The organism is Pseudomonas sp. JV449, assembly GCF_032424295.1.
In the GTDB taxonomy this organism is placed as follows: Bacteria; Pseudomonadota; Gammaproteobacteria; order Pseudomonadales; family Pseudomonadaceae; genus Aquipseudomonas; species Aquipseudomonas marginalis.
On the sequence record NZ_VYKD01000028.1, the window covers coordinates 152,701 to 174,307 of the forward strand.

At 60.2% G+C, this 21,607-nt stretch carries 19 protein-coding genes and 2 pseudogenes; 7 read left to right on the plus strand and 14 right to left on the minus strand.

Annotated features, from left to right (window positions below; all coding sequences use genetic code 11):
* Positions 1-77: 77 nt before the first annotated feature.
* Complete coding sequence (locus tag F6S08_RS24755; RefSeq protein WP_137212286.1) at positions 78-425, minus strand: hypothetical protein; 348 nt, start codon at positions 423-425, stop codon at positions 78-80.
* 320 nt (positions 426-745) lie between these two features.
* On the opposite strand from F6S08_RS24755, the gene F6S08_RS24760 reads away from it, so the two are divergent.
* Positions 746-1,579: a glycosyltransferase family 2 protein gene (locus F6S08_RS24760; RefSeq protein WP_137212285.1), complete on the plus strand. Its 834-nt coding sequence runs from the start codon at positions 746-748 to the stop codon at positions 1,577-1,579.
* A gap of 119 nt (positions 1,580-1,698) precedes the next feature.
* Here F6S08_RS24760 and F6S08_RS31565 read toward each other — a convergent pair whose 3' ends face one another.
* The 4 genes and pseudogenes from F6S08_RS31565 to F6S08_RS24770 all read right to left on the minus strand — a co-directional run bounded on the left by F6S08_RS31565 (position 1,699) and on the right by F6S08_RS24770 (position 6,549).
* Positions 1,699-2,562: a sensor histidine kinase gene (locus tag F6S08_RS31565; protein ID WP_409999776.1), complete on the minus strand. Its 864-nt coding sequence runs from the start codon at positions 2,560-2,562 to the stop codon at positions 1,699-1,701.
* A pseudogene (locus F6S08_RS31570) lies at positions 2,563-3,033 on the minus strand (response regulator transcription factor); the annotation flags it as partial.
* Between the two features lie 78 nt (positions 3,034-3,111).
* Positions 3,112-5,424 (minus strand): annotated as a pseudogene (locus F6S08_RS31575) (ATP-binding protein); the annotation flags it as partial.
* A 24-nt stretch (positions 5,425-5,448) separates the two neighbouring features.
* Positions 5,449-6,549, minus strand: coding sequence for an ABC transporter substrate-binding protein (locus F6S08_RS24770; RefSeq protein ID WP_315872457.1), 1,101 nt, complete (start codon positions 6,547-6,549; stop codon positions 5,449-5,451).
* Between the two features lie 462 nt (positions 6,550-7,011).
* On the opposite strand from F6S08_RS24770, the gene F6S08_RS24775 reads away from it, so the two are divergent.
* Complete coding sequence (locus F6S08_RS24775; protein WP_065927458.1) at positions 7,012-7,617, plus strand: cysteine hydrolase; 606 nt, start codon at positions 7,012-7,014, stop codon at positions 7,615-7,617.
* A gap of 86 nt (positions 7,618-7,703) precedes the next feature.
* Here F6S08_RS24775 and F6S08_RS24780 read toward each other — a convergent pair whose 3' ends face one another.
* The 5 genes from F6S08_RS24780 to F6S08_RS24800 all read right to left on the minus strand — a co-directional run bounded on the left by F6S08_RS24780 (position 7,704) and on the right by F6S08_RS24800 (position 10,877).
* Positions 7,704-7,901 (minus strand): hypothetical protein, encoded by a 198-nt coding sequence (locus F6S08_RS24780; protein ID WP_027606646.1) that lies wholly within the window; start codon positions 7,899-7,901, stop codon positions 7,704-7,706.
* A 227-nt stretch (positions 7,902-8,128) separates the two neighbouring features.
* Positions 8,129-8,761 carry a hypothetical protein gene (locus F6S08_RS24785; protein WP_074846843.1) on the minus strand — a complete coding sequence of 211 codons (633 nt, stop codon included), beginning with the start codon at positions 8,759-8,761 and terminating at the stop codon, positions 8,129-8,131.
* A gap of 130 nt (positions 8,762-8,891) precedes the next feature.
* Positions 8,892-9,710: a helix-turn-helix transcriptional regulator gene (locus tag F6S08_RS24790; protein ID WP_065946951.1), complete on the minus strand. Its 819-nt coding sequence runs from the start codon at positions 9,708-9,710 to the stop codon at positions 8,892-8,894.
* A 5-nt stretch (positions 9,711-9,715) separates the two neighbouring features.
* Positions 9,716-10,255, minus strand: coding sequence for a kinase inhibitor (locus F6S08_RS24795; RefSeq protein WP_065927455.1), 540 nt, complete (start codon positions 10,253-10,255; stop codon positions 9,716-9,718).
* 139 nt (positions 10,256-10,394) lie between these two features.
* The gene (locus F6S08_RS24800) at positions 10,395-10,877 is read right to left on the minus strand and encodes an Lrp/AsnC family transcriptional regulator (protein ID WP_065927454.1); all 483 of its coding nucleotides are present in this window, start codon (positions 10,875-10,877) and stop codon (positions 10,395-10,397) included.
* Positions 10,878-11,020: 143 nt separating this feature from the next.
* On the opposite strand from F6S08_RS24800, the gene F6S08_RS24805 reads away from it, so the two are divergent.
* The 5 genes from F6S08_RS24805 (at position 11,021) to F6S08_RS24825 (ending at position 16,733) form a co-directional block, all read left to right on the plus strand.
* Entirely contained in the window at positions 11,021-12,061 is a 1,041-nt protein-coding gene (locus tag F6S08_RS24805) for a zinc-dependent alcohol dehydrogenase family protein (RefSeq protein WP_315872458.1), read from the plus strand.
* A 243-nt stretch (positions 12,062-12,304) separates the two neighbouring features.
* Complete coding sequence (locus F6S08_RS24810; RefSeq protein ID WP_065927452.1) at positions 12,305-13,156, plus strand: sugar phosphate isomerase/epimerase family protein; 852 nt, start codon at positions 12,305-12,307, stop codon at positions 13,154-13,156.
* 13 nt (positions 13,157-13,169) lie between these two features.
* Positions 13,170-14,237 (plus strand): isopenicillin N synthase family dioxygenase, encoded by a 1,068-nt coding sequence (locus tag F6S08_RS24815; RefSeq protein ID WP_315872459.1) that lies wholly within the window; start codon positions 13,170-13,172, stop codon positions 14,235-14,237.
* A gap of 77 nt (positions 14,238-14,314) precedes the next feature.
* A complete protein-coding gene (locus F6S08_RS24820) occupies positions 14,315-15,118 on the plus strand; it encodes an ABC transporter substrate-binding protein (RefSeq protein WP_074848160.1) in 804 nt (267 codons plus the stop codon).
* 106 nt (positions 15,119-15,224) lie between these two features.
* Complete coding sequence (locus tag F6S08_RS24825) at positions 15,225-16,733, plus strand: amino acid ABC transporter permease/ATP-binding protein (protein ID WP_315872460.1); 1,509 nt, start codon at positions 15,225-15,227, stop codon at positions 16,731-16,733.
* A 67-nt stretch (positions 16,734-16,800) separates the two neighbouring features.
* Here F6S08_RS24825 and F6S08_RS24830 read toward each other — a convergent pair whose 3' ends face one another.
* From F6S08_RS24830 to F6S08_RS24845, 4 genes are all read right to left on the minus strand, one after another.
* Entirely contained in the window at positions 16,801-17,880 is a 1,080-nt protein-coding gene (locus F6S08_RS24830) for a GlxA family transcriptional regulator (protein WP_065946948.1), read from the minus strand.
* A complete protein-coding gene (gabP, locus tag F6S08_RS24835; RefSeq protein ID WP_074846849.1) occupies positions 17,877-19,286 on the minus strand; it encodes a GABA permease in 1,410 nt (469 codons plus the stop codon). Before gabP ends, F6S08_RS24830 begins: the two co-directional genes overlap by 4 nt.
* A 164-nt stretch (positions 19,287-19,450) precedes the next feature.
* A complete protein-coding gene (locus F6S08_RS24840; RefSeq protein WP_065927447.1) occupies positions 19,451-20,299 on the minus strand; it encodes an alpha/beta fold hydrolase in 849 nt (282 codons plus the stop codon).
* Positions 20,300-20,311: 12 nt separating this feature from the next.
* Entirely contained in the window at positions 20,312-21,604 is a 1,293-nt protein-coding gene (locus tag F6S08_RS24845; protein ID WP_315872461.1) for an FAD-binding oxidoreductase, read from the minus strand.
* Positions 21,605-21,607: the final 3 nt, after the last annotated feature.

The following is a 21,607-nucleotide window of genomic DNA, read 5'->3' on the forward strand; positions in this document are numbered from 1 at the left end:
GACCAGTGCGCTATTGGGACCGTTGATTGCTCCGCCGTTGGCGTGTGCGGCGTAACTTCGCCAGCCCGTGTAATTCGTCAATAACGGGCTGTATGTGCTTTTCTCCGAGCAGGTGCTGGTATACCTCGAAGTGGCCCTATCGCCAAGCGCACTTGCTTCTTTATTTCCTCTATGGCCAGGCACGCCTCATGCACGAAGCGTTCGTCGAATACGCCATGCAACTCAAGCTCCATCCCACTTTTGTCATGGTGTATTTGCACATGGCAGTATCGACCACCATATTGGCCGCTGCTGCAAAATAACACCAGATTAAAACCATGACCGAGGAGCTTACGTAATTGATCCTGAAGACTGTCTTGGTGCAAGCCAGATATTTCCAGCTGCCGAGACGCACACGGGCCATTGGCGAATTGTTTACTCAACATAACCATCTCCACTTTTATCGGTTACGCAGTGCCAGCACTACTGCGCACTATCACGAACAAGCTTACGACGTAGCCAGCCTGAAAAATGTCAGAAGTCGGTAAGGTAATGGTAAATACCACGAGCACTCCGAGTTACTTCCCACTCTGTTATTTACCCACCTTAACCATAAATTAACGCTACCAAACAGAGCAACCTATTAAGCTTGGCTGATGCGCCTCTCCTGCCCCCGGCCACTCATGAGGTGATGGCGCACCATCAAGCCTGCCGGCCCAGTCGAAAACGACGCACTACCGATATATCATTCTGGAGTGTTTGACTAATGCCTGACGACAACGCTCATTCGGCAAAACATGCCTCGTACAGTATCGCCCTGGTTAATTATAAAACGCTGCACATGACACGCCTTTGCTTAGGATTGCTACGCGACTACGCTATATACCATCAAGTTCCGGTCTGGGTAGTGGATAACGGTTCCGCCGATGAAAGCACCCACTACCTGCGGACACTTGACTGGATCAACTTGGTAGAGCGGATTCCCCACCCTCGAGAGGCCGGATACATCGCGCATGGTAAAGCCCTTGATCTGATTTTGGGATACATTGAAACTCCGTACTTATTCCTGCTTCATACGGACACATTTGTATTTGATACCGATGTGTTCAGCATGATGATGAGCCAAAGTACTGCAACGCCGCGTACAGTGGCAGTCGGTTGTACAGAACAGATCAATCGCGGTTTTTTAAGAACTGCCTGGCGGTTCGGTACTCGACTGATGAAGTACCACTACCGAACGCTCATGCGTTACGTGGGGCTACCCTCTAAAAACCCCAAGCCTTTCAGAGAAACCCACTTGAAAAGTTTTTGCACCTTATGGAACTGCGATGTAATTAAACAACATAACTTGCGCTTCATGATGGATAACCGGGTACCGGGATACGCTCTACAAGACAAGATGGTCAAGCTGGGTTATGCGATCAGCTTTCTGTCAGCACGAAGATTGTTCAGTTATCTGGACCATATTCAAGCCGGCACTGTCGCCGCTAACGGCGGCTATGACACGGACCATCGTCGAAGAAAAACGTATCACGATACCCTGCTGCGCTTTCAAAAAGAGGCGTCAAATGACGCGAAAACGACCAGCACGGAAAAATGACGGTTGCTGATAAGACCGGCCCCCGAGATTCGAACTGAGTGGGAGCGCACAGCTGGCTTGAAAATCGAACCTGATAGGGCTTTATCCACGGCCCAGCCCATAGGGCGCTTGTTCGATACTCATCGCTTACTCTGCTGCGCATCAAGAGGGATCTCGAGGATGAAGGTTGCGCCCTGCCCTTCCCCGTCGCTGTGCACGGTCAAGCTGCCACCCATTTCCTGTGCAGCGAGCGCGCAGCTGTGCAGGCCGAAACCGTGACCGTCTTTGCGAGTCGTGAAGCCATGGGAAAAGATACGCGTCAGGTGCTCTGGCGTAATCCCGTTGCCATTGTCGGCCACCGTGATACGCAAGACTGCTCCGTCACCGATAAGGGAGGCGCTGAACGTGATGCACGGGCTGCGATCGACCACGCCGTCCAACGCCTGCCTGGCGTTTTTGATCAGGTTTACCAGAATCAGCAGCACCCGGTGCCGGTCCAGCGACAGCAGTGGCAAGTCGGCAATGTCCTTGACCACCGTCACCTCCTGATTCATCCGTGAGCCGGCACTCATGCGCCAGGCATCATCGATTAATTCCGAGACCGGTATTGTCTCGACGACACTGACGGCAACGGCATAGGACTGCTGGGCAGCGACAATGGTCTTGATGTGGTCAATGCCTTTGGTGAGTTGCTCGAGCTCTTCGATGATGCCCTGCTGCTCTGCCGCCACCGCCTGCGCCAGCTTGAGCAGGTAGTCGGGCAGCATCTTTCCCCTCTGGTCCTGGGTGAGAAAATCGCTCAGCTCATGGATGTGTTCGTTCATCATCTGCGCCACCTTGCCCAGGCCCTGGGCCTTGGAGGTGCGCATCTGGCTGCTGACCAACTCGGCCGAAACGTTCACGCTGTTGAGGACGTTGCCGACATTGTGCAGCACCGTCGTGGCGATCTCGGCCATGCCCGCCTGACGGGATTTCGCATTCAGTTCGGATTGCACCTGGCTCATGCGTAGCGCCGCGCGTACGCGAGCCTTGAGCTCCAATGGCGAGAAAGGTTTGGCGATATAGTCATCGGCGCCACTCTCCAGCCCGGAGATGCAAGCCTCGCTGCCGCCGCGGGCGGTCAACAGGATGACGGGCAGATGGGCAAAACCGGCGCTCGCCTTGATTCTGGCGGTCAGGCCAAAGCCGTCAAGCTCCGGCATCATCACATCCGAGAGAACGACATTGATCGGTTGACGCTGCAGCATGGCCCAGGCCTGCTCTCCATCAGCGGCGGTGACGACGCTGTAGTCGTCGCGCAAAAGCTCGCTGAGGTAGCCAAGCATTTCCGGGCTGTCATCGACCACCAGGACCCTGGACTGCGAGGTGCGTTCCGGGTGCTGCTCGTTGTCTGCATCGCCCATGGACGCCTGGTCGTTGCTACTGCCACGGCGGCCGTCGTCGAACAGCAAGTGGCGCTGCTCGGTTGTGATCATTGCGGTGGATGACGATCCCTCATGCAGATGACCGGCTTCGGTCGGCACCGTGTTTTGCTCGGTTCCTCGAGGAAATCGAACAAGGAAGCACGACCCCTTTCCAGGCTCACTGTTGACGCTGACTTCGCCCCCCATCAGTTCGACCAGATCCTTGACCAGGGCCAGGCCGATGCCTGTACCGCTGTAATGCCGCGTGGCGGAATTGTCGATCTGGGAAAAACGCTGGAACAGCAGGGGTAATTTGTCAGGCGCGATGCCAATGCCCGAGTCTTGCACCGCGAGCTCAAATCGCTCGTCATCAAGCGCAGTGACTGCCAGATGCACCGTACCGCCAGCAGGGGTGAACTTGATGGCATTACTCACCAGGTTGAGCAGAATCTTCTCAAAGTGTCGGGGGTCCAGGAACACGGTGCCGAGGGCAGGATCGATGCTGCAGGTCAACGTGCAGCCTTTGCCCTTGGCCACCATGGCGGCGTCCTCGGCCAGCACACCCACCGCCTTGTTCAAATCAACGGGCGCCGGACACAGCTCAAACTTGCCTGCTTCGGCCTTGGAGAAGTCAAGGATATCGTTCACGCGGTTCATCAGGCGCAGTGCGTTTCGTTGTGCGCGCTCGATTTGCACGCGCCAGTCCGCCGGCGGCGTGATCGCCACCGAGAGCTGCTCCAACGGGGCGAGAATAAGGGTCAAAGGGGTGCGCAGTTCGTGGCTGACCGTGGCGACGAAATCACTCTTTGCCTGGTTGGCCGTCTCGGCCTGGTTGCGCGCCTGAATAAGTGCAACCGCCTGCGCCTCCAGCACCTCGGTCTGTCGGTGCAGCGTGTCGGTCCGCTCGGCGACCATTCTCTCCAGAGAGGCCTGCACCTGCTGTCTTTCGCCTTCGGCCTCGGCCTCCAGCACCCGGATGCGCAAGGCATTCTCCTGGAACACCCGGACGGCGCGAGTCATGATCCCAATCTCATCGCCGCGTCCAGCACTGGCGATTTCGGCGGTCAAGTCACCGGCAGCCAGCCGGCGCATGACCGAAGCCAGGGCGACGATGGGCTGCGCGACAAACCGCGAGGTGCTCCAGGCGATGGCTCCGGCCAGCAGGATGGCGACGGCGCCAGCGACTATTGTCGCCAGCATGCCGCGATCCTTGTGGACCAAGGCGTCTGAACGCGCTTCGCCTGCGAAGCGCGCAACCAACAGGCCAGCGCTGCGTGCCTCGATACGAACCTGGTCGCGCGCGTCGCCCAAGGCGTTGCTCGCCTGATGGAACCCGGCAAATGCCGCCCGGTAGCCAGCAATCTGATCGCTGACCGTCAGGGGCGTAGCGCTGGCCTGCTGCCCCACAGACGAAGGCAGAACCCGGGCGAGACGGGAGAGTTCATCGAGGATCACGCCTACAGAACTGGCGACCTCGGCCGACGGCGCCAGGCGAAACGACAAGGTTTGCGCCTCCAGGGTGGCAACACGTTCGGCGAAACGCTTGGACAACGCGGCGGCGTTTTGCAGCAAACCGATGGCGGCCTGAATGTCACTGGCGTCATGGGCAATGTGCTCGTCCACTTCAGCCAACATGACTTCAAGGCGCTCTGCCACGCCTCCAACAGCCCCCAGATGCCGCAAAGCCTCGCCGCCCCGGAGCCTGGGAGCCTCGCCAAGCTGCTCGAGCGCCAGGCTGGCTGCTGCCACCGCCGTCGCCAACTGTTCCAGGGTCTCCACCTGTTGCGGCGCCCCCATTAACTCACGCAATTGCTCGACCACAGGCGGCAGCGCCGCACAGGCGTTGCGCGCCGCAGTGGCGGCCGCACCATCACCGGTCACCAGCACCTGGGCCACATTGGCGGTAATGATACGTTCGCCGTTGCGCAGGATATCCAGGATGCGATGGGCGCTCTGGGCGTTGCTCACCCGCGCCTGGTGGTCGGCGGCGCGGGAGTCCAGGCCCTTCAGCCCAGCGGCGATGCCCTGTTCAACGAGGGCCGTCGCCTCTCGCATCCGAGCGTAATGGGCGGTCATATTCTCGGTTTCGCCATCCATGGTCAGCGTCGCCACCCGCAAGGACGCGATCGCCGCAGCGAGCCTATCCAGGCTGCCCTTGAGCGATTGCGCCTCTGCCGCCGGGATGGCGTTAAGGCCGTTGATAGCCGTCGCGACCAAGCCTTCGGCCTGGGACACGCTGTCCTGGTCGCGGGTGGCAATGAAGTTTTCCACCCGCCCGGTAGCCCCGTTGACCGAGGCCAGAATTTCCGCGGAATGGCTGGCGGAATCCACCGCACGAACCATGCCTCGCAGGCCGTAGAGGTTCACGAGCGATACCGCCAGCATCAGCAACACCAGTGCGGCAACCGCCAGGCCGATCCTGACGGCAATAGGCCTGGCCGTGGCTGATTTGAATGTCAACATGGGGCCTCGCCTCCTAGCCCGCCGCTACTGTTTCGTCACCTCCGGCAAAGGCGCCGGCGGCGCCGTATGGTTGATGGCCGCATCGATCATCGCCGCAACGGAAGCCTGGCCGTAGAACGGATTGGCGGCACCGCCCACCGGCATAGTGGCAAGCCAGGCGTCCAGGTCTTTGGCATCAATACGTACCAGCGGCACTTCGACGAACTTCGGCACCTGCTTGCCCGCCAGTATCTGCTGGGCCACCCAGAACCCCATCTGGGAGACGCTCGGGGAGGCAGAGACAGAGACGGTCTCGTAGCCATTGGCATCGCGTTCCTGTTTCCACAGGGCAAGTTCGTCCTGACGGTTCCCCATCACGATGATCGGTAAAGGGCGACCCGCCGCCTTGAACGCCATGGCCGCACCATATCCGTCGCCACCCTGGGTAGCCACGGCATCAATGGTGGGCAGCGACGGCAGCGCCAGCGTGACTTCCGTGCGGGCGACAGAAGCCGTCCAGTTCCCGTATACGGTCTTGACGAATTTCAGGCCCGGATAGTCGCTGGCGGCCTTGCGAATGCCATCGCTGATGTTTTTATCCGTGGCATCGCCAGCGATGCCGCGGATCTCCAGTAATGTCCCGTTGCCCTTCAGGCGCTCGGCGATGTAGTCCATTTCCACACGGCCCATGGCGGACCAGTTGTAATCCACGGTATAGACACAGGGCTCGGTGACCAGGCTGGCCATGACGACCACCACGATGCCGGCGTTGCAGGCATCGCGGATCACCCCGTTGAGGGCCGTGTCGGAGGCAGCGAGGATCACGATGGCATCGACGCCCTTGACGATCATGTCCTGGATATGAGCCGCCTGTTCCGAAGCCGAGTTATTGGCGCTGACGACGGGAGCCTCACGGATCAAGCCCTCCTTTTGCGCCTGGAGCGCAATTTCCTGCCAGTTGCGCACCATCACCTTGCGAAAATCGCTACCTGCGTAGGAATTGCTGAAGGCAATGCTGTAGCTCGCGGTAGGGCCGCTGGCGATGCCGTCGGCGGCAGCCTGGGCCGGATTGGCGGCAACTATCGCCAGCCCCGCCACGCAGCCGGCGAAGCGCCCCAAGGTCTTGTGGATCGACTGGGTGTTCATGCTGTTCTCCATCGTGCTTGGCATTTACCAACAGTCATCCACCCGTACCGGCTTACAGCCTGGATCGACGGCGTGTTCTGGTTGGAGCCGTTGGCCCCTACATTGGAGATTTTCGAGCAGGTGAGGTTTGAGGCAGGCATTGAACGTTTCCCTGTATGCCGCGTGCGGGTTGTTGCGTGAGCCGTTGAAAACGCCTGAAGCCCGCCCACCGGCTGTCTTGCCGATACAAGGCTGCTGGCCAACGTCAATGATTTTGCCAGGGTCGGTGCCCTTGGCGGCCGAACATTGAAACCCGTAGATGGCTCGCATTGGCAATGAGCATAGTATCAAAGTGCCCGCTTTGCTCGCGGTCTGTGAACGGATGCGGCGTTCCGAGCCATAGTTTTGTGTTTGACTGCCGCCCCACTCAACCCTGCCTGCTGTTCTACGCTTGTTGCTCGACCCACTTATCGGAGACCCGACATGAACCCACACACCACCGCCCTGGTCCTGATCGAATACCAGAACGATTTCACCACCCAAGGCGGCGTGTTCCATGACGCCGTCAAAGACGTCATGCACACGTCCAATATGCTCGCGAACACCGCCACCACGGTTGAACAGGCGCGCGCGCTCGGCGTGAAGATCATCCACCTGCCGATCCAGTTCGCCGAGGGCTACCCGGAGCTGACCACCCGCGACTACGGGATTCTCAAGGGCGTTGCCGATGGCAGCGCCTTTCGCACCGGCAGTTGGGGTGCCGACATCAGCGAGGCGATTACCCGGGAAGACGGCGACATCCTCGTGGAGGGCAAGCGCGGGCTGGACGGTTTCGCCACCACGGGCCTGGACCTGGTGCTGCGCAACAACGGCATCCAGACCCTGGTGGTGGCGGGCTTCCTGACCAATTGCTGTGTCGAAGGCACGGTACGATCAGGTTATGAGAAGGGCTATAACGTGGTGACCCTGATCGATTGCACCGCGACCTTCACCGACGAACAACAACAGGCCGCAGAACGCTTCACGCTGCCGATGTTTTCCAGGACGTTGCAACACACCGAGTTTCTCGACGGGCTGAACGCCCGGTAGCCATCGCCCAGAAGGCGGCTTTACAGCCGCCTTCGGATTCCCAGCCACCTGCGACACCCCGGCCGGGTTCGTTGATCTGAAACACCTCAGTTGTCAGGGTGCTCGCTCGCCACTGAATCGGCAGCGTCCACATCAGACATATCCTCCTCAAGGGGTGCATCGTCGTCCGGCGGCAGCGGGATCTTATCCTCATCACGCTTCGGGTCGTGCCCTGTCTCGTTGTCCGTGCCGCGCGTAACAGCCTGCTGTGAAATGTTGCCCGGGGCATTCTCATTGATTTCCATGCTGGCTCTCCGTTCTTGGGCTCGGGATATCCGTGCTTAAGGTTGAGAAACACCATGCCCCCCAGAGTGCCGGGCAACAGACGAATGGACGCGCCCAAACTGGCACAAGGTGACACTGCCGGTGCGTGTTTCGATCCATTCGACGCCGTGGGTATTTGCTGGATGGCGCTGACGGCGGGGCGATTATCGATGCGATTGAAAGGTGATAGTGCTCGGAGGTCCTTCGTTCATTTGTCCAGATTCATTGGTTCATGCATCCGTTCGCCTATTATTGCGCGCAGCCATGCGGCATGAAATTCCATGTCTTCCAGAGAAGTCCCCTCAGCCAATCGATATTCGAACTCCTTGCCCCTCGGCCCTTGATACACGACGCTGAAATGTCCATGGCGGTCATAACTGGCGAGCAGGTAAGGGCTGATACAAATGATATCGCTAAAGGGCACCTGCACTTCGGCGGGTTTACGGCCGCGACGGGTGACGGTGAGAGTAAGCAGTTGCCGGTTTTCGTCAAAGGTGAAGGCCAGCACTCTGGACGCAGAGAACATCCACGCGAAAACCAGCCCCATGAGCACAACAAAACCAAGCATGAACAGGATGAGAGGCGACGTGGTGAGACTCGCCCCATCGCTGGACGATGCGCCTTGCATCGCTTCTAGGCCGAAAAAGATCAGCACCATCACCCCTATGACCGGCAGGAACATAAGCAGCACAACGCAGAAACCCAAAATGGCCGCCCCAGTGCTGCCGAGGGTGGGTAAGTCCGGATTGCCATGCCACATAGGTGGGTGAACGCGCGGTTTTTCAGTGCTTGACCCGGCTGCAGGCGTTGCGATGGGGTGAACTGAAGTTTGATGAGTCATCCAGCAGGCTCCGGGGGTGCTGCGTAGACAGTAGCACTATCGCCAGACAGTCTGGTCCGGTACCCACCGATAAACGTCACATGGCTCGCACTGCCGGCCGGCAGACTGGGGAAAGCCCTCCCGCAAATGCTCAAATCGCTGCCCGCAACTCACGGGGTGACAGGCCATAGTGTGAGCGAAAGCGCACGGCAAAACGTGAGGCCGAGGCGTAGCCGCAGGCGCCGGCAATTTCACCGATCGGGCGAGACGTTGTTTGCAGCCGTTGTAATGCTGTCGCCAGTCGAACGCCCTCCAGAATATTCCTGAAACTATTCCCTTCGTTCGCCAGTTGGCGACGCAAGGTCGACTCCCCCAGGTTCATGTGCTGTGCGATGCTCGCAACCGTCCAGTCTCTCTCCGGGCTGGCCATTACCAACTGCTGCACCCGCTCGCACAATGGATCGTTGCGCCCCATCAGCAGAGGTCCGGCCTGGCCGCCAAGGCTTAGGCTCAGCAGCACCGCTTCCCCATAATGTGTGCAGAGTGCCTGCGGGGCGTTTGCATTGATGGCGACCAGCAACTGCTCCCATGCCTGGGTCGTGTGCCTGTCCAGGGGAACGCATAGATCGCTCTTCAGTGCACCGCGACCACTCTTGATCTGCTGGCTATATCGGCTGCTGAATTGACGCAATGTCGAGACGGGAAAGGTCACCGCATCGGCGATGTAGTGACCCTGAGGGCCGGGTAAGTTTGAGATACCCAGCTCGCGCCCGGCCGGCATCAGAATCAGATGCCGAGGCCCTGCGCGCATTTCCCGGTCATCCCATTGCAACAGTTTTTCCCCCTGCCGCACTCGACACAAGGTGGTCACGAACACCGGCACCCTGGGCAAGGTAAGGGCATGTCGCGCCCGTATGACACAGGCATCGATAATATTTTCCCGGTGCTGTATGCCGTCACAAGGGCGCATGGTTCTTAACGTCCGTAAGTTGAAGTAATGGTCGCTTTGGCCAGGACGTTGGCGTTGAGCATGTAACCGACCAAGGCTCCGCTGGCCTGGTTGTCGAGCGGTAGCTTATCGACTTTCAAGGCCCACACGGTGAATTGATAGCGATGGGGTTTATCGCCGACAGGAGGGCAAGCGCCACCGAACCCCGGCTGGCCATAATCGGTTCGCCCTTGTACTGCACCCGCAGGCAGGTTTGCCCCCACGCCGCTGGGCAAACTATGGGTGGAGGCTGGCAGGTTGACCACCGTCCAATGCCACCAACCGCTGCCGGTTGGGGCATCGGGATCGTAAACGGTGATCGCGTAGCTTTTAGTCCCTGCGGGGGCGTTTTTCCACGAAAGCTCAGGAGACGTGTTGCCACCTTCGCAACCGAAGCCCTGGAACACTTCGCGACGGGTCAGCGGGCGGTTGTCAGCAATATCCCGGCTGGTCAGTGAGAAATCCGCAGCGTAGCCACTGAGTGTGACGGCCATGGAGAGTGCAGGCAGGATTAATCTGATGTTCATTGCGGCTCCAGCTGAGTCTTGAAGTGAAGCTCGAGTCTAGGTTGAACAAAACCGGGAGACTGTGCCGAAATGCTCGATAACAGTGCCGAAATGCTCGATTGTCCGGACGAACGATGGTTCTCGACGTGCCCGACAGCCTTCAGATGCTCAAGAGCTCGCTGACGGGCAGTCGATGAGTGGTCTTCATCTCTCGCAGGGAGAGGTTCGAGCGAATACTTGAAACCCCAGGGAGCTTCCTCAGCACTGTTTCGACAAAGCGGCTATAGCTGTCCAGGTCCCGTGCAACCACCTCAAGTAGAAAGTCCGCCTCCCCCGTTGTGTTATGGCAACTCAATACCTGCGGGGCCGCCTGGATAATCTTTTCAAACGTTGCCGTGGCTTCTTCGCTGTGATCCGTGCAGGAGATCTGGACAAACGCCTTCAGGCCCAGCCCGAGTTTCTTTCGATTGAGAATGGCTTGGTATCCCTCGATCACCCCGCATTCTTCCAGCCGTCTTTGCTTGCGCCAACAGGACGCTTCGCTGAGGGACAGCTGCTCGGCCAGCTTGACATTCGACAGCTTGCCGTCCCGCTGCAAACGCTCCGATATTGCAATGTCCGCTTTATCGAGCTGCTCAACCATGAAATAACCCCTCAAATTCAGGCTTAAAAATGAAGGTTAATTTCAATTCTTGCGCTCGGTCAATTGCAACTTGAAAGGTAATTTCAAGGCGCTCATTCATAATGGCAATGCCTGAATCGCCCCTCCAAGCCGAGGTAATTTGAATGAAAGCAGTCGTCTACGAAGCCTTTTCCAAACCGCCGCGCCTGATGAACGTGGCCGATCCATCCCCGGAACGTCATGGCGTGGTGATCCAGGTGCTTGGCACCGGGGTGTGCCGCAGCGACTGGCATGGCTGGAAAGGTCATGACCCCGACATTGAACTGCCCCATGTACCGGGTCATGAGCTGGCGGGCATCGTGGCCGAGGTGGGCCACGGCGTCACGCGGTGGAAGGTCGGCGACCGGGTGACCGTGCCGTTCGTGGGTGGCTGTGGTGCCGGTGCGCAGTGCAACAGCGGCAATCAGCAGGTGTGCCACACGCAATTCCAGCCAGGCTTCACTCATTGGGGGTCTTTTGCCGAGTACGTCGGCATCCACCAGGCCGATCTGAACCTGGTCGCGCTGCCTGAGAGCATGGACTTCGCTACCGCCGCAAGCCTGGGTTGTCGCTTCGCCACCTCGTTCCGTGCAGTCGTCGACCAAGGCAACGTCAGCGCCGGTCAGTGGGTCGCGGTTCACGGCTGCGGAGGTGTAGGCCTGTCTGCGGTGATGATCGCCCAGGCCATTGGCGCGAACGTGATCGCCATCGATATTTCCCAGGAAAAACTCGATCTGGCGCGCGCCCTCGGCGCTGTCGCCACCATTAATGCCCAGTACGTCGCAGACGTCACCGAAGCCGTGCTGGAAATCACCCAGGGCGGTGCCCACGTCTCGCTGGACGCCTTGGGCCACCCAACCACCTGTTTCAACTCCATCAACAACCTGCGCCGTCGCGGCAAGCACGTCCAGGTCGGGCTGATGCTCGCTGATCACGCCACGCCGGCGATTCCCATGAGCAAGGTTATCGCCCATGAACTTGAGATCTACGGTAGCCACGGCATGCAGGCGCATCGCTATGGCGCCATGATCGAGATGATCACCTCAGGCAAGCTGGCGCCTGAAAAACTCGTGGGTAAAACCATCAGCCTGGAACAGTCCATCGACGCGTTGACGAACATGGACCGCTTCGAGACGGCAGGGGTAACCGTCGTAACCGAGTTTTAACCCATGACGCCACCCTGAGCCGCACTGAACAATAGTTTAGAAATCTCTGAACTATCTATTTGCACTTCCCTATTCTTTCCGCCAAGCGCCCCTCCCTACTATTGGCGGCAACAAAGGAGCCTTTCCACAGAGATGGGGCCCGAAGATTGCCTTTTCTGATTGTCACTGCCGTTTTTTGTGCGTTTCGGTCCGCGCCGAAACGCCGCTGTGTCAATCATGCGAAGGCACCTTTGGAGCAGATCGATGAAATTGGAAGTATTCCGAACGTTGTGGGGCTACACCGCAAGCAAGGCACAAGCGCTCGAAGAGTTGCTTGAGGCCGGGTTCGATGGCATGGAAGCCCGCCTGCCCATGACCGCCAGCGAACGCGCCGAGTTCGCAGCCTTTCTACGCGCCAACCATGTCAGCTATATCAGTACCGTCTTCAGCGCCTACGATGTTCTGCCGCAACAATCGGCGAGCGTCGACGAACACCTTCTGGACCTCGATAAAAAACTCGCTTGGGCGGCTGAATTGTCGCCGCGCTTCATCAACCTGCTGGCTGGCAACGACCGCTGGCCACTGGCACAGCAAGTCGACTTCTTTGGCCGCGCGATGGACGTCGCGCGCAAGCACGGCCAGGTGTGCGCCTTTGAAACCCATCGTGCGCGCTCGTTGTTCAACCCCTGGGTCACCCTCGAGCTGATCCGTCAACTGCCGGACCTGCGCTTCACCAGCGACATCAGTCATTGGGTCGTCACCTGCGAGCGTCTGCTCAACGATCCGGAAGATGACCTCAGCGCTTTCGTCGAGCGCGTTCACCACATTCAAGCCCGGGTCGGTTATGACCAGGGGCCCCAGGTTCCCCACCCCGCCGCTCCCGAGTACACCCAAGCGCTGGCCTTCCATCAGCAGCATTGGGAGGCCATCTGGCGATCCCAGGAAAGTCGCGGCTATCAGGTCAGCACGCTGACACCGGAGTTCGGTGCCGACGGCTACCTGCATCACCTGCCCTTCACCAATGTGCCGGTGGCCGACCTGTGGTCGCTGAATGTGTGGATGGCAAATACCGAGCGCGAGCATTTCCGGCGTTTCAGCGGCGCCTCAACCCGATAAGGAGCGTTACTTCATGCCTGACCAAACGCCAAAGGCCGCCAACTTCAATCGCATTCCGCTGGTGGACATCGCCGGGCTGTACAGCGACGACATCACACAGCGCCAGGCAGTGGCCGAAGAACTCGGTAACGCCGCACGCGCAGTGGGTTTTCTGTACATCAAGAACCACGGCATCGAGTCGTCGCTGATCGACGGCTTGCGCCACGCGGCGAAGGACCTGTTTGCGCAATCCCTTGCGTACAAGATGCAGCATTACATCGGCACCTCCCGCAGCCACAAGGGGTTTGTGCCTGAAGGCGAAGAGGTCTATGCCAAAGGCAAACCGGACCACAAGGAGGCGTTCGATATCGGTTTTGAAGTGGGCGAAGACGATCCGCTGGTCAGGGCCGGAACCCCCTTGATCGGGGCCAATGAATGGCCGGACCTGCCGGGTTTCCGTCCCGCCGTCGAAGCGTACTACGCTGCGGTGTTTGCGCTGGGGCGTCGCCTGTTCAAGGGCTTCGCGCTCGCATTAGGCCTTGAAGAGGACTATTTCGAGGCACTGGTTACCCGCCCACCGTCGAAACTGCGCCTGATTCACTACCCCTTTGACCTGGCCGCCCAAGACGCACCCGGCATTGGTGCACATACCGACTACGAGTGCTTCACCATTTTGCTTGCCGACAAGCCAGGCCTCGAGGTGATGAACGATCAAGGCCAATGGATTGATGCGCCACCCGTGGACGGTGCCTTTGTGGTCAACATCGGCGACATGCTGGAGGTCATGACCGCGGGTACGTTCGTCGCTACGGCTCACCGAGTGCGAACCGTCAGCGAAGAGCGCTACGCCTTCCCACTCTTCTACGCGTGCGACTTCCATACGCAGATCAAGCCACTGCCACAGTTTCTTGAAGGCGCTTTTCTTGAAGGCGCTAGGGATTACCAGGAAATCACCATCGGTGAGCACATGTTCGGCCAAGCGTTGCAGACCTATCAGTACCTGCGCCGCAAAGTCGAACGGGGCGAACTCAAGCTGTACGAGAAAGCACGCAAGCCATCGAGCTTCGGTCACTTGAAGAGCCAGGCGCAGGACGCGTCCTGATGCAACCCTCAGCCTGGTCACACCGCCCTGTTTAACCACCCGCCCAACCCTACTTTACCGACGTGGAGTCATCGATGATGCGCAATCCAATCAATCATGCTGTCCGCTTGACCCTGCTGGCCGTCGCACTCCTTGGTGCGGCCGGCGCCCATGCAGCAACGACGGTGACGCCCGGCGTACTCAAGATCGGCATGGAAATCACCTATCCGCCCTTTGAGTCATACGACGAACATAAAAACGTCGTCGGTTCCGACCCCGAGCTGGCGCACCTGCTCGCCAAGCACCTGGACCTCAAGGCCGACTTCGTCGACACCAAGTTTTCCAACCTGATCCTCAGCCTGAACGCCGGCCACTACGACGCGATCATCTCCGGCATGTACATCACGCCCCAGCGGCAGACGCAAGCGCAAACCATCCCCTACGCCAAGACCGGCGCAGCGATCATGGTGCTGAAGGACAGCCCGCTGAAACCGAAAGTACCGGAAGACCTCTGCGGCCTGAAAGTCGGCCTGGAAAAAGGCACCACGTGGGTGACGCAGTTCAACACGCTCTCGACCGACTACTGCACCCCGAATAACAAGGGCGCGATTATGGTCAGCGAGTTCCCGTCCGCACCGGAGGTAACCCAGGCGCTGCTCTCCGGCAATGTGCAGGCTCAGGTGGAGATCGACGGCGCCGCCGGCATGATCGCAGAACGCACCAAGGGCCGCGTCGTGGTGAGCACCGAGCACTCGATCTATCAGCAGACGCTGGGGATTTACGTCAAGAAAGGCAACGACGCGCTCTATCAGGCACTGCTCAAGGCCTTTGAGGCGAGCAAGGCCTCCGGTGAATACACCGCCCTGTTGAAGAAATACAACCTCGAAGAACCGACTAACTGACCCGGTGCAGCCCTGTGGGAGCGCAGCCGCTCCCACAGTCGGCGGCTTTCGCTTGACTGCCCGGCCCAGGTAAAGCCTGTGTCGACGCCAGCAGTTGGAGAGACACATGCAATTTGAATGGCCTTACTTTTTTTCTCTGTTTTCGCTCTCGGACTTCTGGAAAGCCTGCATTACGGTGGTGGAGCTCAGCACGCTGGCCTGGTTCATCGGCATGCTGCTGGGCTTCCTGCTGGCTTCGGCCAAGCTTTCGGCCGCGCGCTGGATCAGCGTGCCGGCGTCGATTTATATCTGGTTCTTTCGCAGCGTGCCGCTGCTGGTATTGGTGGTGTTCGTCTATAACCTGCCGCAGATGTTCCCGGTCACCCGTGGCGTCCTGTCCAACCCGTTCTATTCCGGCCTGTTGGCCCTGGTGGTCACCGAAGCGGCCTATATGGCGGAAATCCACCGTGGTGGCTTGATATCCGTGGCCAAAGGTCAAAAAGAGGCCGGCCGCGCGCTGGGCATCGGCCTGATCGGTTTGCAGCGCCTGATCGTGATCCCCCAGGCGTTCCGCATTTCCCTGCCGACGCTGATCAACGAATACATCACCGTGGTGAAACTGACCTCACTGGTCTCGGTGATTTCCTTGACCGAACTGTTGACCGTGGGCCAGCGCCTTTACGCGCAAAACTTCCTGGTGATGGAAACCCTATCGGCTGTGGCGGTGTATTACGTGCTGATCGTGACCGTGCTCGGCTGGCTGTTTCATTGGCTGGAGCACCACCTGGAACTCAACAACCGCACCCCCCAGACGCTGGATGACACCAGCATGGGGCGCCTACGCGCATCACAACCCGCCCCTCCTTCGGCAAGCGCTCGGAAAACCTCCGGGCCTGGCTCGGCACCCGCCCTGCAACTGGTCGACATTCACAAGCGCTACGGCCAGCACGCTGTGCTCAAGGGCATCAACCTTGATGTAAATGCGGGTCAGGTGATTTCCATCATCGGCCCGTCGGGCTCGGGAAAAACCTCGCTGATCCGCACCGTCAACGCCCTGGAAAGCATCGACCAAGGCGAGATCATTCTGTTCGGCGAAAGCTATATCCACGCCGGTGATAACACCAACACGCAACAAGTACGCCGTGGGGTACAGCACATCGGCATGGTGTTCCAGGGCTTCAACCTGTTTCCCCATCGCACCATTCTCGACAACGTCACCCTCGCGCCGCGCTATCACGGCCGCGACAAGCTCATCAGCGAGCAGCGCGCCTACGCCCTGCTGGACAAGGTCGGACTGCTGGCTCACGCGCACAAGTATCCGCATCAGTTGTCTGGGGGGCAGCAACAACGCGTGGCAATCGCCCGCGCATTGGCCATGGATCCACATATCATGCTGTTTGATGAGCCGACGTCAGCCCTTGACCCGGAACTGGTAGGCGACGTGCTCAAGGTTATCGGCGACCTGGCCAAAGAAGGCATGACCATGCTGATCGTGACTCACGAGATGGACTTCGCCCTGTCCATTTCCGACCGGGTGATTTTCATGGAGGACGGCCTGGTTGCGCTGGATGCGGCGCCTGGGATGATTCGTGCCGATCAGTGCGGCGAGAGAATCAAGGCGTTCATGCGGGTTTGAAGCCAGCGTGAGTGGGGCCTGAAATTCGAAACGCAAGCGTCGCTGATCAGCGCCACTCACCGTACTCTCAGCGCCTGGCCTTGAGCCGGACACTGGCAAAGGTAGATTCCCCCCGCGCCTGCTCCAGGGCACTCATTGGCATCGTCACCGGTACGGCGCGAATCATCGGCCTCAACATGCCGGCTTGCTCGCCCGCCGTCACCAGGCGCTCGTCGCTGGGCGGCACGCCAAAGTACTCGCGGTAGCATTTGGAGAAGTGCGGCGTGGACACAAACCCGCAGAGCAAGGCCAACTCCACGATCGAAATGGGGGTTTGCTTGAGCAACTGGCGCGCGCGGATCAGCCGCAACCGCAGGTAGTAGCGCGAGGGCGAACAGTGCAGGTACTTCTGGAACATGCGCTCAAGCTGCCGGCGTGACAGGGCCACGTACTCGGCCAATTCATCCAGGTCGATCGGTTCTTCCAGGTTGGCCTCCATCAGCGCGACGATTTCCTGCAGCTTCGGTTGCTGGGTGCCGAGCATATGCTTGAGCGGCACGCGCTGATGGTCCTGCTCGTTGCGCATGCGCTCGTACACGAACATGTCCGAAATCGCCGCCGACAACTCATGCCCATGCTCACGCCCGATCAGGTGCAGCATCATGTCCATGGGCGCAGTGCCGCCCGAGCTGGTCAGGCGATCGCGGTCGAGGGTGAACACGCTGGCGCTGAGGCTCACCCGTGGAAAGGCTTCCTGCATGGCCGCCAGCCACTCCCAATGCACGCTGCATTCAAACCCGTCGAGCAGCCCCGCCCGGGCCAATACCCAACTGCCGGTACAAATACCGCCCAGGCGCTTGGAATAACGCGCCTGGGTCCGCAGCCACTTCATCAGCTCGTCGCTCAGGGTGTGTTGAATACCCGTGCCGCCGCACACCACGACGATATCCGCAGAGGGCGCAGCGGCTATGGAACAGTCCGGCGTGATGGGCATGCCGTCGCTGGCCCACACAGGATGACCGTCGACACTGGCGGTGTGCCAACGATACAACTCCTGGCCTGCCAGTTGGTTGGCCATGCGCAGCGGCTCTACCGCCGACGCCAACGAGATCAGGGTGAACTGATCCAGCAGCACGAATACCAAACAGGTGACCGGCCGGGGGTTCATGGGCGCGAAGCCAGGGGGATCGATTTTTGGGTGCGGTCGGGCTGCCGCGCCGTGATCACGCCGACCAGGGAAATCAGCAAGGCCAGGCCGATGGTCGACGACACCTCAAAGCGGTGCTCGGGCGTCAACAGCATCACCGCCAATGCGCAACAGATGAAGACGATAACCACCCAGGTCAGCCAGGGAAACAGCCACATCTTGAACGTCAGGGTGACATTGCGGCGTTGCAGGACCTTGCGCATGCGCAGTTGCGACACGGCGATCACCAGATACACCAGCAAGGCGATGGCGCCCGAGCTGGCCAGCAGAAACTGGAACAATCCGGCCGGCATGAAGTAACTGAGCAAGGTCACGCCAGCCCCGAGGATCGTGCTGGCGATCACGGCGGCCCTCGGCACACTCGCGGCGGAGGTCTTTTTCATCAGCGAGGGTGCATCCCCGCGCTTGCCCAGGGAATACAGCATGCGTGAAGCAATGTAGATGGACGAGTTCATGCAGCTCGCCACGGCAATCAACACCACCACGTCCACCAGTAACTTGGCATGGGGAATGTTCATCAGCTCCAGGGCGCGCTGATAAGAGCCTACCGATGCCAACAGCGGGTCATTCCACGGCACCACGGAAATCACCACGAAGATCGACAACACGTAGAACACGCCGATGCGCCACATCACCGAGCGCGTGGCCCGGGCGATATTCTGCGCCGGGTTATTGGACTCGGCAGCCGCGATGGTGACGGCTTCCGTGCCGATAAAGCTGAACATGATGGTGATGAATGCCCCGACCACCGCCGACAGGCCGTTAGGCGCGAAACCACCGTGTTCTTCCATCAGGCGACTCAAGCCGCTGGCCTCCCGCTCGGGAATCCAGCCCATCAGCACCGCGCCTCCCAGGCCGATAAAGCCGATGATCGCCACCACCTTGGCCATGGCAAACCAGAACTCGAATTCACCGTACTTGGAGACGCTGAACAAATTGGTGACCACCAACAAAAAGATCGACAACAAGGCGAACAGCCAAGCGTCGATCTGCGGGAACCACTGGTTGAGGATATGCCCGGCGGCCAGGGCTTCGATGGGAATCACCAGCACCCAGAACCACCAGTACAGCCAGCCGATCGTAAACCCGGCCCAGCGGCCGATGGCCTGGTCGGCGTAGGTCGAGAATGAGCCGGTGTCGGGGTTGGCCACCGCCATCTCCCCCAGCATGCGCATGACCAGCACCACCAACAGGCCGGAAAACAGATACGCCAGCATCACGGCCGGCCCCGCCGCCGCGATGGCGTGCCCGGAGCCGACAAACAGCCCCGCGCCGATAATGCCTGCAATGGAGAGCATGGTGACATGACGCGGCTTGAAGCCCTGCGCCAGCTGGCCGTTGGAATCCTTGGAAATCAGGCTATTCATCGTTGTTTTTTATTCTCTGTGATCGACGTTAAGACGTACTGACTGGAAGGTCAGGCGATCATCATTTCTTAATGACGGGTCACAGTACGCGGCCTGCGTGCCGCAAAAATAGCCTCATAGCGGCACGCCGGTGCCTGATATCGACATTGGCGGGCGGCCGCCGCTCATTGCCTCGGCGGGTCAAGGTTCGCCAGAAAGCCTGCGATCAGCGCGTTGAACACCGCGCCCTGATCGTCGTGCACATAGTGGCTCGCGTCGGCGACCTCCACCGTCCGCACATGGGGGTTGCTGGCCCTCATCGCCTGCAGCGTCGTCGGCGGCAGGAAGTCCGAGCGACCACCGCGAATGAACAGGCTGGGGCAATCCAGCGCACGCACCGCTGGCCACAGGTCCGTCGGCTCGATACTCAGGCGGGCCTGGGCAATCCCCTGCTGATCATGGCGCCAGCCAATCACACCGTCGCGTTCCTGCATCGAATGCGCCAGCCTCGACGCCAGGCCCTGCTCCGACAACCCCGGGCGCGAAGCCCTCCAGAACCCACGGGCTGCGTCCCAATTGTCGAACTGCAACGGCGTCTGGCCCATCTCGCGGCGGATACGTGCGGCGCCATCGCCCTGGGTTGAAGAGCCGGGGCCGATGTCCTCGATCAGCAACCCCAGCAAGCGTCCCGGATGTTGCCGCGCATACTCGAGGGCGTTGGCGCCGCCCAATGAATGCCCGAGCAGGACAAAACGCTGCAGGCCGACATGGGCGATCAGATCCTCAAGGTCCTCGACATAGGATTGGGTGTGATACGTGGAGGGCTCGGCCCAGTCGCTCAACCCACGACCACGCTGGTCGAGGGCATAGATGCAGTAGCCCTCCCCCAGGGATTGCACCAGCGACTCCCAGGTCTGGGCATAGGCGCGCAGGCCGTGCAACAGCACCAGGGGCACGCCACTCGATGCGCCCCAGCGCAAATAGTGCAGGCGCAGGCCCGAACGGTTGGTGAAGAAACAGCTGTCTGCAGGCATGGGCTTGCTCCTTTAGAAACGGTCGAAGCGATAAGGGCTTGGGTCAATGATCGGTGCATGCCCACTGACCAGGTCCGCGGCGAGATGACCCGCCGCCGGCGATGTACCGAAGCCGTGCCCCGAAAAACCGGTGGCCACGGTCAGCCCCGGAATCTGCGCGACCGGGCCGATGACCGGGTTGGAATCGGGTGTCACGTCGATAGTGCCGGCCCAGGCCTGGGCGATCCGTGCCTGTTCAAACACCGGCCAGGCCGCCATCAGGTTGTTCATCGCGTCGCTATTGAGGCGCGGGTTGGCCGCCGGATCCTGCACCCTGACGCGCTCGAACGGGCTGACGCTGTCGGCGCGCCAACGCCGCGCCAGGGCCAGGTCATTGATGAACGGCTTGCCCAGCGACACGTTCAGCACACTGCGTTGCGCACGGAACTGCGGCATGTATTGCTTGGCGAGCAGCAGATGGTCGAGGGTCATGAACGCATCCAACTTACCCCGTTGGGTAATGATGAAACCGCCGTCCTGGTGCTTGCGAAACGAAAAGTCCGGCGCACCGACCGCGATCTGCGTCGGCCCCTCCATGGGGTGGGTACGCAGCACCGAGCAGGTCAGGGGCAAGGTCGGCAACGCCACACCGAGGTTGCCCAGAAAGCGCCTCGACCACATGCCCCCCGCCAGCAGCACATGATCACAACGGATTTCGCCCTTTTCCGTGACCACACCGCTGACCGTGCCGCCGGACATCTGCAGCGTACGCACCGCGCACTGCTCGATGATCACCACGCCCCTGTCCATGGCGGCCCTGGCAATCGCGCTGCTGGCCAGCGTCGGTTCGGCACGCGCATCGGAAGGGGTAAAGATGCCACCGGCCCAGTCACCCGTGCCGCCTGGCACCAGCGCGTCGATCTCACGCTTGCTGAGCAGGCGTGAATCCAGCGACAAATGCTCCACCGACTTGAGCCAGCCCTCGTGCATTGCCATTTGCGCCGGGGTGCGCCCGACAAACATGATGCCTTCCTGGCGATACCCCACATCCGCCCCTACCCGCTCGGGCATCTGCGCCCACAAGCGGTCGGCGGCCAGGGCCAGCGGGATGTCGGCCGCGTGGCGGCTGGTCTTGCGCACCCAACCCAGGTTGCGGGACGACTGTTCGGCGGCGATCCGGCCTTTTTCCAGGACCACCACGGCGATATTGCGCTCAGCCAAGGTCAGCGCAGCCGTGAGGCCGATGATCCCGCCGCCAATGATGACGACGGCGGTCGCGCTGGGAAACACGGTGGAGGTTGTCACGGGCGCTATTGTCGGTGCCATGGT